Annotated in this window: 16 protein-coding genes; 7 read left to right on the forward strand and 9 right to left on the reverse strand. The window is 68.7% G+C overall.

What is annotated here, in order from left to right:
• Positions 1 to 8 precede the first annotated feature (8 nt).
• The 3 genes from dapB to glsA form a co-directional block, all read right to left on the reverse strand.
• Positions 9 to 758 carry a 4-hydroxy-tetrahydrodipicolinate reductase gene (gene dapB, locus ACV7NO_RS08085; RefSeq protein ID WP_463405489.1) on the reverse strand — a complete coding sequence of 250 codons (750 nt, stop codon included), beginning with the start codon at positions 756 to 758 and terminating at the stop codon, positions 9 to 11.
• Positions 759 to 876: 118 nt separating this feature from the next.
• Positions 877 to 1,707 (reverse strand): oxygenase MpaB family protein, encoded by an 831-nt coding sequence (locus ACV7NO_RS08090; protein ID WP_463405490.1) that lies wholly within the window; start codon positions 1,705 to 1,707, stop codon positions 877 to 879.
• Positions 1,707 to 2,645: a glutaminase A gene (gene glsA / locus ACV7NO_RS08095; protein WP_463405491.1), complete on the reverse strand. Its 939-nt coding sequence runs from the start codon at positions 2,643 to 2,645 to the stop codon at positions 1,707 to 1,709. The genes ACV7NO_RS08090 and glsA overlap by 1 nt, the downstream gene beginning before the upstream one ends.
• Before the next feature lie 98 nt (positions 2,646 to 2,743).
• On the opposite strand from glsA, the gene ACV7NO_RS08100 reads away from it, so the two are divergent.
• Entirely contained in the window at positions 2,744 to 3,442 is a 699-nt protein-coding gene (locus tag ACV7NO_RS08100) for an NAD-dependent deacylase (protein ID WP_463407309.1), read from the forward strand.
• Positions 3,443 to 3,535: 93 nt separating this feature from the next.
• Here the strand turns inward: ACV7NO_RS08100 and era are convergent, their stop codons facing one another.
• Genes era through lepB form a run of 4 tightly spaced genes read right to left on the reverse strand, consistent with a single transcriptional unit; the run spans position 3,536 to position 6,410 of the window.
• A complete protein-coding gene (era, locus tag ACV7NO_RS08105; protein WP_463405492.1) occupies positions 3,536 to 4,459 on the reverse strand; it encodes a GTPase Era in 924 nt (307 codons plus the stop codon).
• 36 nt (positions 4,460 to 4,495) lie between these two features.
• Positions 4,496 to 4,852 (reverse strand): GIY-YIG nuclease family protein, encoded by a 357-nt coding sequence (locus ACV7NO_RS08110; protein WP_463405493.1) that lies wholly within the window; start codon positions 4,850 to 4,852, stop codon positions 4,496 to 4,498.
• On the reverse strand, positions 4,849 to 5,589 hold the full coding sequence (gene rnc / locus ACV7NO_RS08115) for a ribonuclease III (protein WP_463405494.1): 741 nt from the start codon (positions 5,587 to 5,589) through the stop codon (positions 4,849 to 4,851). Before rnc ends, ACV7NO_RS08110 begins: the two co-directional genes overlap by 4 nt.
• On the reverse strand, positions 5,586 to 6,410 hold the full coding sequence (lepB, locus tag ACV7NO_RS08120) for a signal peptidase I (RefSeq protein WP_463405495.1): 825 nt from the start codon (positions 6,408 to 6,410) through the stop codon (positions 5,586 to 5,588). Before lepB ends, rnc begins: the two co-directional genes overlap by 4 nt.
• 153 nt (positions 6,411 to 6,563) lie before the next feature.
• On the opposite strand from lepB, the gene pgi reads away from it, so the two are divergent.
• Genes pgi through ACV7NO_RS08150 form a run of 6 tightly spaced genes read left to right on the forward strand, consistent with a single transcriptional unit; the run spans position 6,564 to position 10,977 of the window.
• Positions 6,564 to 8,057 carry a glucose-6-phosphate isomerase gene (gene pgi, locus ACV7NO_RS08125; RefSeq protein WP_463405496.1) on the forward strand — a complete coding sequence of 498 codons (1,494 nt, stop codon included), beginning with the start codon at positions 6,564 to 6,566 and terminating at the stop codon, positions 8,055 to 8,057.
• Between the two features lie 39 nt (positions 8,058 to 8,096).
• Positions 8,097 to 8,492: a DUF4174 domain-containing protein gene (locus tag ACV7NO_RS08130; RefSeq protein ID WP_463405497.1), complete on the forward strand. Its 396-nt coding sequence runs from the start codon at positions 8,097 to 8,099 to the stop codon at positions 8,490 to 8,492.
• A 53-nt stretch (positions 8,493 to 8,545) separates the two neighbouring features.
• Positions 8,546 to 8,755, forward strand: coding sequence for a type II toxin-antitoxin system VapB family antitoxin (locus ACV7NO_RS08135; protein ID WP_463405498.1), 210 nt, complete (start codon positions 8,546 to 8,548; stop codon positions 8,753 to 8,755).
• The gene (gene vapC / locus ACV7NO_RS08140) at positions 8,746 to 9,174 is read left to right on the forward strand and encodes a type II toxin-antitoxin system VapC family toxin (RefSeq protein WP_463405499.1); all 429 of its coding nucleotides are present in this window, start codon (positions 8,746 to 8,748) and stop codon (positions 9,172 to 9,174) included. Before ACV7NO_RS08135 ends, vapC begins: the two co-directional genes overlap by 10 nt.
• 5 nt (positions 9,175 to 9,179) lie before the next feature.
• Entirely contained in the window at positions 9,180 to 10,529 is a 1,350-nt protein-coding gene (gene gorA, locus ACV7NO_RS08145; protein ID WP_463405500.1) for a glutathione-disulfide reductase, read from the forward strand.
• 13 nt (positions 10,530 to 10,542) lie between these two features.
• Positions 10,543 to 10,977 carry a hypothetical protein gene (locus ACV7NO_RS08150; RefSeq protein ID WP_463405501.1) on the forward strand — a complete coding sequence of 145 codons (435 nt, stop codon included), beginning with the start codon at positions 10,543 to 10,545 and terminating at the stop codon, positions 10,975 to 10,977.
• Here the strand turns inward: ACV7NO_RS08150 and ACV7NO_RS08155 are convergent.
• Positions 10,956 to 11,429 carry a vgr related protein gene (locus ACV7NO_RS08155; protein WP_463405502.1) on the reverse strand — a complete coding sequence of 158 codons (474 nt, stop codon included), beginning with the start codon at positions 11,427 to 11,429 and terminating at the stop codon, positions 10,956 to 10,958. The genes ACV7NO_RS08150 and ACV7NO_RS08155 overlap by 22 nt on opposite strands.
• A 95-nt stretch (positions 11,430 to 11,524) precedes the next feature.
• Entirely contained in the window at positions 11,525 to 11,956 is a 432-nt protein-coding gene (locus ACV7NO_RS08160) for a copper chaperone PCu(A)C (protein WP_463405503.1), read from the reverse strand.
• Positions 11,957 to 12,083 lie beyond the last annotated feature (127 nt).

Raw genomic sequence — 12,083 nt, forward strand, 5'->3', positions numbered from 1 at the left:
CGCCGTCGTCAAAGCCCGAGGACCTCGCGCATCGAATAGCGGCCCGCGGGCTTGTCGGCGAGCCAGAGCGCGGCCTTGATCGCGCCGCGCGCGAAGAGCGAGCGGTCCTCGCCGCGATGGCCGAGCTCGATGCGCTCGCCCTGGCCGGCGAAGACGACCATGTGATCGCCGACGACGGTGCCGCCGCGCAGCGCGGAGAAGCCGATCGTGCCCTCGGTCCGCGCGCCCGTCAGCCCCGCGCGTGCGTCGACGCGCAACTCGCCCAGCGTCGTCCCGCGGCCCGCCGCGGCGGCGTCGCCGAGGAGGTTGGCGGTGCCCGAGGGAGCGTCGACCTTGTGGCGGTGGTGCATCTCGACGATCTCGATATCCCACTCGGGGCCGAGCCGGGAGGCGGCTTCCTCGACCAGCACCGCGAGCAGGGTGACGCCGAGCGAGGTATTGCCGGTCTGCAGCACCGCGACCTCGCGCGCGGCGACATCGATCGCGGCGTGATGCGATGCGCCGAAGCCGGTGGTGCCGATGACGATCGGGGTGCCGGCGGCGACCGCGGCGGCGAGATGCGCCTCGAGCGCGGCGGGCGTGGAGAAGTCGACGAGGACATCGGCGGCGCGGGCGAGCGGGGCGGGATCCTCGCGCGCGTCGGTGCCGCCAGCGAGCGTGGCGCCCTCGATCTCGGTGAGGTCGGCGATCGCGCGACCCATCCGGCCGGCGCTGCCGTAGATGCCGATCGCGGTTGCGCGGAGGATTTGGGGACTCATCGATTCGCGGCCTTCTGTTGGGGCGCTCCCTTGCCATGGATCGGCGGGTGGGGGACACCCCCAACGAGCGGAAGCTGGACCCCGGATCCAGTCCGGGGCGACGCCGGGGCAGGGGCGCCTAGCGGGTCGCGAGCGCCCAGCGCAGGACGGTGCCGAGGCCACGGGTGGCGGTGCGGAGCGCGGGGCGTGCCGGGGAGCGTGCGTAGCCGTGCATCGCCTGTGCCCATATCGGGAGCAGGTCGACGCCAGCCTGCATCATCAGCGCGTTGGCGGGGGCCAGTGCGGCGTGGGTGGCGGGTTGCGACATCAGGGTGCGCGCGACGTCGCGGGTGCGGTGGTCGGCGCGCAGGTCCGGGCGGATGCGGGTATAGTAGGCGGCGATCTCCGCACGGCTGGCGGGGACGTCGGTCGCGCCGAGACGACGGGCGATCTCGGCGACCTGCGCGAGATACGCGTCCTGTCGCGCGGGGGAGAAGGCGGCATCCTTGTAGCGCAGGTGCGCGCGCAGGAAGCTGTCGACCTCCGCGACATGGACCCAGGTGAGCAGCGCGGGATCGTTCGCGGAATAGGGCGTGCCGTCGGGCAGCGTGCCGTGGACATGGTCGTGGACCGCGCGGACGCGCGCGATCATCGCCTCGGCGGTCTCGGTCGAGCCGAAGGTGGTCGCGGCGATGAACTGCGCGGTGCGGCGGAGGCGCCCGCTGGCGTCGCGGCGGAAATCGGAGTGGTCCCAGATGCCAGCCAGCGCGAGCGGGTGGAGCATCTGGAGCATCAGCGCGGAGACGCCGCCGATCATCATCGCGGTGAAATCGCCATGCACCGCCCAGGCTGGCGAGCCGGGACCGAACAGCCCGTCGTCGCCGGGCGGACGGGAGAGATCGAGCTGACGCGACCCGACGAGGCCGCGGATCCGGTCGCCGAGCGCGGTGCGGAGCGACGGCCCGCGCATCAGTCGCGCGGCGGCCCGAACACCGACCAGCCGGTGCGGTCCGCCAGCATCTCGAGCGCGCGGACGCCGAGCATCGAATTGCCGTGCTGGTCGAGATTGGGCGACCATACCGCAACCGCGGCGGTATCGGGCGCGATGGCGAGGATGCCGCCCGCGACCCCGCTCTTGGCGGGCAGGCCGACGCGCACCGCGAAATCGCCCGAGCCGTCATAATGCCCGCACGTCATCATCAGTGCCAGGATGCGGCGCATGCGTTTCGCGACGGCGTCCGCCCCCGAATCGTCGGGTCGGCGGCGGGTGTTGGCGAGGAACAACCCGGTCCGCGCCAGTTGCGTGCAATCGAGGCGGATCGCACATTGGCGGACATAGGCCTCCATCACGTCGTCGATCGCGCAGACCAGATTACCATGATGGCGCGCGAAGCTCATGATCGCGCGGTTGAGGTCGCTCGCGTCCTGCTCCGTTTCCATCACGCTGTCGTCGAGCGAAAAGGCGTCGTCGCCAAGCTGGCGGCGGACCAGATCGACGACCGCGCCGCGCTCGCGGTGGTCGGGCAGGTGCTCGACCAGCATGTCGACGACGACGAGCGCGCCGGCGTTGATGAACGGGTTGCGCGGGATGCCCTTGGTCCGTTCGAGATCGATGATCGAGTCGAACGGATCGCCCGAGGGTTCGCGGCCGACGCGCTTGAACACCGCATCGCCGATCGCGGCGGTGGCGCATTCGAGCGCGAAGACCTTGGCGATGCTCTGGAGCGCGAAGGGCGTGGTCGCCGCCCCGCCGGTGACGAGCGCGCCGTCCGTGGTGGCCACCGCGATGCCGAACGGGCCTGGGGCGAGGCTTTCGTCCTTCGCGTCCGCGGAGGCCTCGATCGCCAAGGCGTCAGCGGCGATCTCCTCTGCGATGGCGGGGACGATGCTGGCGAGATCGTTGGGCATCCGGGACTTTCGCGGGAAATGGGCTTCTGTAACTCGCGGTCGACAGCAAAATGTCCGTGACGGTTGCGAGCGGCGGCGAGGGCGATAGGATCGCGGGCATGACAGGCGTGCGCAACATCGTCGTGCTGACCGGGGCGGGCATCTCTGCCGAAAGCGGAATCGCAACGTTCCGCGGGCCGGGCGGGCTGTGGGAGGGACACCGGGTCGAGGATGTGTGCACGCCCGAGGCGCTGGCGGCGGACCCGGTGCTGGTCCACCATTTCTACGATGCACGGCGGGCGGCGCTGGCGGGGGTGGAGCCCAATGCGGCGCACCGGGCGTTCGCGCGGCTCGATGCGGCATGGCCGGGCGATCTGCTGATCGTGACGCAGAACGTCGACGACCTGCACGAGCGTGCTGGCGCACGGCGGATGCTGCACATGCATGGCAAACTGCGGTCGGCGCTGTGCGCGGCGTGCGGGGAGCGCGTCGCGTGGGAGGGGGCGTTGCCGCCGGGGAGCGTGTGCGGCGCGTGCGGGGCGGCGGCGCTGCGGCCCGACATCGTGTTCTTCGGGGAGATGCCCTATGCGATGGACGCGATCGAGGCGGCGATCGCGGCGTGCGACCTGTTCGTGTCGGTGGGGACGTCGGGCGCGGTGTATCCGGCGGCGGGGTTCGTGCGGATGGCGAACGCCTATGGCGCGGCGACGCTGGAGCTGAACCTCGAGCGATCGGCGGGGAGTACGTGGTTCGGCGAGACACGCCTGGGGGCGGCGGGGATGTTGGTGCCGGCGTGGGTGAGCGAGGTGCTGGGGTAGAGCGATCCTTTCAGGGAAGGTGCGTCATCGTATGTGGCGAAGCCCCTCCACCAGCCTTTGGCTGGTCCCCCTCCCCGCGAGCGGGGAGGATATTCACTCCACCCAGTCTAGGCCGATGTCGCGGTAGACGCCCTTGTCCTCGTCCCAGCCGGGCTTGACCTTGACGTGGAGGTAGAGGTGGACGGGGCGGTCGAGCAGCGTTGCGAGTTCGGCACGCGCCTTCGCCCCGATTTCCTTGATGCGCTGGCCGCCCTTGCCGAGGACGATCGCGCGCTGCGTGGGGCGTTCGACGAGGATCTGCTGGTGGATCTCTACCGATCCGTCCTGGCGCTCGTCGAACTTCTCGGTCTCGATCGTCGAGGCGTAGGGGAGCTCGGCATGGAGCTGGAGATAGAGCTGCTCGCGCGTCACCTCCGCGGCCATCGCGCGTTCGGTGGCGTCGGAGACCTGATCCTCGGGATGGTGCCACGGCCCCTCGGGCATCGCGGCGGCGAAGATACGCTTCAGTTCGGGCAGGCCATCGCCGGTCTGCGCGCTGACGAAGAAGGTCTCCTTGAAGTCGAGCAGCGCGTTGAGGCGTTCGGCGTGGAGCAGCAGCTTGGGCTTGTCGGCGAGATCGACCTTGTTGAGGATCAGGTAGAGCGGCTCGGGGCGGCCCTTCAGGCTCTCCGCGATGTCGGTCACCTTCGCGCCGAGCCCACCCTTGGCGTCGACCACCAGCGCGATCAGGTCCGCGCCGTCCGCGCCGCCCCAGGCCGCGGCGACCATCGCGCGATCGAGCCGGCGCTTGGGCTCGAAGATGCCGGGCGTGTCGACGAGCAGGATCTGCGCATCGCCCTCGATCGCGACGCCCATCAGCCGGGTGCGCGTCGTCTGCGCCTTGGGGCTGACGATCGCGACCTTCTGGCCGACGAGCGCGTTGACGAGGGTGGACTTGCCGGCGTTGGGGGCGCCGACGATCGCGACGAGGCCGCAGGATCTGGAGTGGGAGGGCTGCTCGGCGGGGGTATCGGTCATGGTGTCGGCCTGGGTTCGGGCCGCCCTTCGACAAGCTCAGGGCGAACGGGTATCGGAGGTGTCACCTGCCCCAGTATCCGTTCGCCCTGAGCTTGTCGAAGGGCGGCCTGCGGTTTGTCGGTTTCGGGACAGGCGGGAGAGCATATCCCAATCGCCTTGGATGAGCGCCTCCTTCTTCGCGCGCGTCCAGCCCTTGATGCGGCGTTCGGCTTCGAGCGCCTCGATACGGGTCGAGAATTCCGCGCTCCATACGAGGGTGATGGGGCGGCGGTGTTTCGTGTGGCCGTCGATCGCGCCGGTCTGGTGCTGGCTGAGCCGGTGCTCGAGATGATCGGTGTGGCCGCAGTAGAAGCTGCCGTCGTTGCAGCGCAGAAGATACGCCCAGAAGGTCACCGGGTCGTGCGCGTGGCGGGCCGCCCTTCGACAGGCTCAGCGCGAACGGTCTTTCTTGCCGGCGCCTCGGGCACAGCGCTCACCACCGCCAGCAGCGCCTTCGCCGCCGCGGTTTCCGCTTCCTGCTTGCTACCGCCCGTCGCATCGGCGTCGGCGAGCTTGGCGATGCTGGCGCGCACCGTGAATCGCGGGGCGTGGCCGGGGCCAGAGCGGTCGGTGATCTCGTAGGTGGGGGGCTTGCGGTTGTGCGCGGCGGCCCATTCCTGGAGTGCGGATTTGGGGTGCTGCGGCACCGCGGCTTCGCGCTGGATGCGGTCGGCCCAGAGGCGGCGGACGAGGGCGCGAGCGGTGGGGGGGCCGGCGTCGAGGAAGGTCGCGCCGATCAGCGCCTCCATGACGTCGCCGAGCACGTTGTCGCTGGCGGACGCGCCGTCGTCGCGCGCCTGCTTGCCGAGGCGGAGGTGGTCGGGGACGCCGAGCGCGCGCGCGACGTCTGCGCAGACCGCGCCCGTTACCAGCGCGTTGAAGCGCTTCGACAGCGAGCCCTCGGGCTCCTTCGGGAACAGCTCGTACAACCACTCCGCGACCGCGACGCCCAGCACGCGATCGCCGAGGAACTCGAGGCGTTCATAGCTTTCCGCGGACTGGCTGCCGTGCGTCAGCGCGCGACGGTAGAGCGCGAGGTCACCGGGCGCGTGGCCGAGCGCGTGCGCCAGCCACTGCGCGTCGTCGCTCAAAACCCGCCCCCGATACGCTCCCACCTGGCCGCGCTGAACCACGTCCAAGGCAGCAGCCAGCTGGCCGAGCCGTCGGTGGAGAAGAACAGCACCTGCGCCTTGCCCTCGATGCGCTCCATCGGGATGTAGCCCATGCCCTCGGGCGGCGGAAAGCGGCTGTCGGCGGAATCGTCGCGGTTGTCGCCCATCAGGAAGACGTTGCCCGCGGGGACGGTGTAGACCCCGGTATCGTCGGCGACCGGAATGTCGGCCTGATCGAGCACTTCGTAAGCACGACCGCTGGGCAGCGTCTCGCGGAAGCGCGGGTAGCGGCAGATCGCAGTGCCGTCGGCATCGGTGCCCTGGAACTGCGCGCCGCACTTGTCGGGGCCGAAATTGGGCGACAGCGGGAAGACGAAATCGGCGATACGCTGTTTCGGGATGGGCTTCCCGTTCAGGATCACCTGACCGTTCCGCATCTGGATCGTGTCGCCGGGCAGGCCGATGACGCGCTTGATGACGTCGTGGTCGTCGGGGCCGGTCGAGCGGAAGACGACGGTGTCGCCGCGCACCGGATCGCTCGCGAAGATGCGGCCCGGGATCAGCGGGACGCCCCACGGGAGCGACCAGCGCGAGAAGCCGTAGTTCCACTTCGACACGAACAGATAGTCGCCGATCAGCAGCCGCGGCAGCATCGACTCGGAGGGAATCGAGAAGGGCGAGAAGATGAAGCTCCTGAGGATCAGCACCGCGAGCGCGAGCTTCAGGAAGAAGCGGATCGTCTCGCTGGTTTCGGAGCGAGCGGGGGCGCGCTGGGGCTTGGCGGTTTTGGGTCTGGCCATGATCCGCGGCTTGATGGGCGCGGGCGGGCACGTCAAGGTCGCCATTCGTCGGGCCGGCGCTTGTCGAAGCGCGGCCTTCCTTCTACCGCCCGATCGAACGCAGACGGGCGGGACCCCGATGGGCTCCGCACAAACGGATCGGGGATACGGATCATGGCGGATTGGTCGCAGATCGAGGCGCTGCCTCAGGTAAAGCTCGAGCAGCTGTTCGCGGACGATGCGGAGCGGCTCGGCAAGCTGTCGCTCGACGTGGCGGGCATTCATTTCGACTGGTCGAAGACGCATCTGACGAGCGAGGCGATCGCGGCGTTCGAAGCGCTGGCGAAGGCGCAGGACCTGGCCGGCAAGCGCGAGGCGATGTTCGGCGGCAAGCACGTCAACGTCACCGAGGACCGCCCGGTCGAGCATACCGCCGAGCGCGGCGAGGGGCTGGCGGAGAGCGTCGCACGCGCGGGCGCCTATCATGCGCGGATGCGCGCGGTGATCGACGCGATCGCGGCGGACGCGTTCGGCGAGATCCGCAACGTCCTGCATGTCGGGATCGGCGGTTCGGCGCTGGGGCCGCACCTGCTGGTCGACGCGTTGGGGCGCGACAACGACCGGTATGACGTCGCGATCGTCTCGAACGTCGACGGCATGGCGCTGGACGACGTGTTCGAGCGGTTCGATGCGCAGACGACGATGCTGGTGGTGGCGTCCAAGACCTTCACCACGACCGAGACGATGATGAACGCCGAAAGCGTGATCGCGTGGATGACCGAGCATGGCGTCGAAGATCCCTATGGCCGCGTGATCGCGCTGACCGCGTCGCCCGAGAAGGCGGTGGAATGGGGCGTCGACGAGACGCGCGTGCTGCCGTTCGGCGAGGGCGTCGGCGGGCGCTATTCGCTGTGGTCGTCGATCGGGTTCCCGGCGGCGATCAAGCTGGGGTGGGACCAGTTCTCCGAGTTGCTGGAAGGCGCCGCCGAGATGGACCGGCATTTCCGGCTGGCCGCGCTCCACGAGAACGCGCCCGCGCTGGCGGCGTTCGCGGACCTCTATTACACGCAGGTGCGCCATGCCGAGACGCGCGCGCCTTTCGCCTATGACGAGCGGCTGCGGCTGTTGCCGAGCTATCTCCAGCAGCTGGAGATGGAATCGAACGGCAAGCGTGTGACGGTCGACGGCGAGCCCGTCGGCCGCCCGACCGCGCCGATCACCTGGGGCGGCGTCGGCACCGACGCGCAGCATGCGGTGTTCCAGCTGCTCCACCAGGGCACGCATCTGGTGCCGGTCGAGTTCCTGGCGGTGATCGAGCCGGGCGACACGCTGCCCGAGGAGCATCACCGCCAGCTGCTGCTCAACGCGTTCGCGCAAGGGGCGGCGCTGATGAAGGGCAAGGCGAACCCCGAGGATCCGGCGCGGGCGTATCCGGGCGACCGGCCGTCGTCGACGCTGCTGCTCGACACGCTCGACGCGCGGACGCTGGGCGCGCTGATCGCGTTCTACGAGCACCGCGTGTTCGTGAACGGCGTGCTGCTGGGGATCAATTCGTTCGACCAGTTCGGGGTGGAGCTTGGCAAGGAGATGGCGAAGGCGGCGGCGCAGGGCGGGGGCGATTTCGACCCCTCGACGACCGACCTGATCGCGCGCGCCGGGCTGGCATAGGGCGCGGGAGCCGGACGACGGCGGGCGCGTTGGGGAATCATGTCGATCCTTCCCTCCGCGCTCGCCCTTCCTCTCCTGCTCGCCACGCCGACGACGGTCGCGCAGATGAAATGGGAACGGCGGGTGCTGATCGTGTCGGCGCAGACCGGATCCGATCCTGCGCTGGCGGCTCAGCGCCGCATCATCGAGGCGTGGCGCGAGGAGGGGGCGGATCGGGACCTGGTCGTGGTCGACGTGATCGGCGACCGGGTGACCGGCGCGACCGACACCGCCCTGTCGCTGCGGCGGGCGCATCGGCTGCCCGTTGGCCGGTTCGCGGTGGTGCTGGTCGGCAAGGACGGCGGCGACAAGCTGCGCGCCGATCGGCCGCTGAGTGCAGAGCGGTTGCGCGCGACGATCGATGCGATGCCGATGCGACGGGCGGGGGAGCGGTGACTGGCATCGATCGATGACAAACGCTATGTGTATCGTTCGACGGAGCGGTACACATGCGGACGAATATCGAGATCGATGATTGGCTGATGGCGGAGGCCATGGAGGCGCTTGGCGTGACGACTAAGCGTGAGGCGGTCGAACGGGCGCTGCTTGATGCCGTGCGCGTGCGACGGCAGCAGAAGGCGCTGGACGGCCTTTGGGGGCTTGGCTGGGACGGCGATCTGGACGCGATGCGGACCGAGCGACCGATCGAATGGGGCTGATCCTTGTCGACAGCAGCGTGTGGATCGACTTCCTGCACGCACGGCGGACTTTGCACACGATGGCGGTCCGTCAGCTTGCCGCGGCGAAGGAGCGGCTGGCGGTCGGCGATCTGGTTCTCGCCGAGGTTCTTCAGGAAGCGCGGAGCGAACGCGCGTTCGGCACCGCGCTGGAACTGCTGTCGACTTTCGATCCGATCGTGATCGGCGACCCCAGAGTCGCCGTCGAAGCCGCGCGCAATTATCGCACGCTGCGCGACCGCGGGATCACGGTTCGCAAGACGATCGACACGTTGATCGCAACCCGGTGCATCCTCGATGGTTTGCCTTTGCTCTACAGCGATCGCGATTTCGACCCCTTCGTCGAGCATCTGGGCTTGCGGTCCGCGCTCGACATGCTCCCAACCCTTTCCCGAAAGTGACCTGAATGTCCGACTATGACTACGACCTGTTCGTCATCGGTGCGGGCTCGGGTGGCACGCGGGCGTCGCGGGTCGCGGCGGCACACGGCGCGAAGGTGGCGGTGGCGGAGGAATACCGAGTCGGCGGGACCTGCGTGATCCGGGGGTGCGTGCCCAAGAAGCTGCTCGTCTATGGCGCGCATTTCGCGGAGGATCTGCGCGACGCGAAGAAGTTCGGGTGGCAGGTGCCCGATGCGTGCGAATTCGACTGGATCACGCTGCGCGACAACGTGCTGGCGGAGGTCGACCGGATCAACGGCGCGTATACGCAGACGCTGGAGAGCCACGGCGTCGACATCATCCATGCGCGCGCCGAGGTGACGGGGGCGCATTCGCTCAGGTTGTCCGACGGGCGCGAGGTGACCGCGAAGACGATCCTCGTCGCGGTGGGGGCGGAGCCGCTGGTGCCGCAATGCCCGGGATCCGAACACGGCATCACCTCGAACGAGGCGTTCCATCTCGACGCGATCCCCAGGCGGGTGCTGATCGCGGGCGCTGGCTATATCGCCAACGAGTTCGCGGGGATCTTCCACCAGCTCGGCGCGCACGTGATCCTGATGAACCGGACGAAGGAGATCCTGCGTGGGTACGATCTGTCGATCCGCGACCGGCTGCTCCAGATCAGCATGATGAAGGGGCTGGAGTTCAAGTTCGACGCCGCGTTCGAGGGGATCGACAAAAGCGAGGACGGGTGCCTGACCGTCAGGATGTCGAACCACGAGCCGGTGACGGTCGACATGGTGATGTTCGCGACGGGGCGCGTGCCGAACACGAAGGGGCTGGGGCTGGAGAGCGCGGGCGTCGAACTGGACGAGAAGGGCGCGATCGTGGTGGACGACGACAACCGCTCGACCTGCGACAGCATCTATGCGGTCGGTGACGTGACCAACCGGGTGCAGCTGACCCCGGTCGCGATCCGCGAGGGGCAGGCGTTCGCGGACACGGTGTTTGGGGGCAAGCCGACGAAGGTCGATTACGACTGCATCCCCTCGGCGGTGTTCAGCCATCCACCGCTGGCGGGCGTGGGAATGACGGAGAGCGAGGCCAAGCAGAAGCTGGGATCGGTGCGCGTCTATTCGTCCGACTTCCGGCCGATGAAGAACGTGCTGGCGGGGCGCGACGAGCGCGCGCTGTACAAGATGGTGTGCGATGGCGAGACGGGGCGCGTCGTCGGGCTGCACATGATCGGGCCCGACGTGCCCGAGATCCTGCAGGCGGCGGCGGTCGCAGTGAAGGCGGGGTTGACGAAGGACCAGTTTGACCAGACGGTGGCGCTGCATCCGTCGATGGCGGAAGAGCTGGTGCTGATGCGGTGAGGGAGATGTGACGATGTTGAAGTGGGCGCTGGCAGGTATCGCCTTGGCGGGAGCCACTGCTCCGGCCAACGCCGTTGCAACTGAGCCGGCCATGGTCCGCGTTCCTGCTGCCGATGCCGTTACCGCCCGCTTTCTCGACGCCTTGAAGGCCGGAAAAACAGAGGGCGTCGTAGAGTCCCTGCTGGCATCGTCACCGCTTTGGCAGAACAAGACTCTCGAAGTGCAGAACATGCGGACGCAGATCACAGGGGCGATCCAGGCCTATGGCCCTATCACGTCCTATGAGCTTATCGAGAGCAAGCCGCTCGGGTCGAGCGCAATTCGGCAATATTATCTGGTGCGGCAGGCCAAGATGGTCACGCGGTGGGAGTTCGAACTGGTGCATCTCCAGAACGACTGGGCTGTGGCGTATTTCGGCTTCGACGATCAGGTTCGTAGCTGGTTCTGACCGAAGGGCAGGATGCCCTCGTATACCGCCATATCCGGCGCGCCGGGCACCGTCGCTCCGGCGCGCAGCAGGAAGGCGTGGCGGACGATTTCGGCCTGTTGCTCGATGCCGTAGCGTTTGAGCGTCCAGCCGGGCTTTACGCTATAGTGGTAGCGGCAGAACGGGTGCCTCGCCAGCGGGAGGTACACGCCGCGCTGGTGCTGCCAGACGTGGCACATCTCGTGGACGAACAGCCCCTGCGCGTCGAGCGGGGCGGTGGTGAAGTCGTCGCGGTAGAGCGCGCCCTTCGGATGGAAGTGGAGCGAGCCGGTGGGCGCCATCACGGTGTCGCGCGGCTGGAAGAACGCCCATTTGCGGTTGCGCACGCGGACCGGGGCATAGTCGATCGCATCGCCGTAGACGCTGCGGGCCAGCGCGATCTCTCCGGGGGTGAGGGGGCGGTCTTCGGACACTGTACCTGATATCCCGCTCAAGCCGTTCGTTTCGAGCGGAGATGGGGGATCGCTCGAAACGAACGGTGGGTGAGCAGGCGAGGAGACATCCCGCCCTAGAACTCCGGCGCGGGATCGCCGGCGGCGACGACGCGGGCGGGCGCCTCGATGCGCAGGCCGTCGGAGAAGGTGAGCGTGAAGGTGACGCGCCCGCCGGGCTTCGTGATCGGGTTGACACCGAACAGCATCAGGTGCCTGCCGCCGGGCACGAAGGCGACGTCGGTGTTGGCGGGGATGCGGACCGAGGGGATCGCGTCCATCGTCATCATGCCGTTCTGCGCGCGCATGCTCTCGTGCATCTCGGTGCGGACCGCGACGTTGGTGGAGACGGCGACCAGCGTCGCATCCTGCGGCCCGCCGTAGAGCGTGACGTAGCCCGCAGCCGGGCGGCCGGGGACGGCGGCGAGGCGGACCCAGCCGTCGCGTGCGGTGCGCGCGGGCTCCTTCGCGCATCCTGCGAGGGAGCACAGGACGGCGGCGATGGCCAAGGACTTGCGCACGTTCTCGATCTTTCCCTGCACGGTACACCTTATGGAACCGTCATCGACCCTATGCGTGCGACCGTCTTGCGGCAAGGCGAACCCCTCCTATATCCGGCCAAGCAGATGCGGTTCG

It is taken from the genome of Sphingomonas sp. Ell38C01 (genome assembly GCF_055231975.1).

Excerpts from the sequence above, each read along its gene's own strand:
- dapB (WP_463405489.1), bottom strand. The coding sequence starts at position 758 with ATGAGTCCCCAAATCCTCCGCGCAACCGCGATCGGCATCTACGGCAGC.
- ACV7NO_RS08090 (WP_463405490.1), bottom strand. The coding sequence starts at position 1,707 with ATGCGCGGGCCGTCGCTCCGCACCGCGCTCGGCGACCGGATCCGCGGC.
- glsA (WP_463405491.1), bottom strand. The coding sequence starts at position 2,645 with ATGCCCAACGATCTCGCCAGCATCGTCCCCGCCATCGCAGAGGAGATC.
- ACV7NO_RS08100 (WP_463407309.1), top strand. The coding sequence starts at position 2,744 with ATGACAGGCGTGCGCAACATCGTCGTGCTGACCGGGGCGGGCATCTCT.
- era (WP_463405492.1), bottom strand. The coding sequence starts at position 4,459 with ATGACCGATACCCCCGCCGAGCAGCCCTCCCACTCCAGATCCTGCGGC.
- lepB (WP_463405495.1), bottom strand. The coding sequence starts at position 6,410 with ATGGCCAGACCCAAAACCGCCAAGCCCCAGCGCGCCCCCGCTCGCTCC.
- pgi (WP_463405496.1), top strand. The coding sequence starts at position 6,564 with ATGGCGGATTGGTCGCAGATCGAGGCGCTGCCTCAGGTAAAGCTCGAG.
- ACV7NO_RS08130 (WP_463405497.1), top strand. The coding sequence starts at position 8,097 with ATGTCGATCCTTCCCTCCGCGCTCGCCCTTCCTCTCCTGCTCGCCACG.
- ACV7NO_RS08135 (WP_463405498.1), top strand. The coding sequence starts at position 8,546 with ATGCGGACGAATATCGAGATCGATGATTGGCTGATGGCGGAGGCCATG.
- vapC (WP_463405499.1), top strand. The coding sequence starts at position 8,746 with ATGGGGCTGATCCTTGTCGACAGCAGCGTGTGGATCGACTTCCTGCAC.
- gorA (WP_463405500.1), top strand. The coding sequence starts at position 9,180 with ATGTCCGACTATGACTACGACCTGTTCGTCATCGGTGCGGGCTCGGGT.
- ACV7NO_RS08150 (WP_463405501.1), top strand. The coding sequence starts at position 10,543 with ATGTTGAAGTGGGCGCTGGCAGGTATCGCCTTGGCGGGAGCCACTGCT.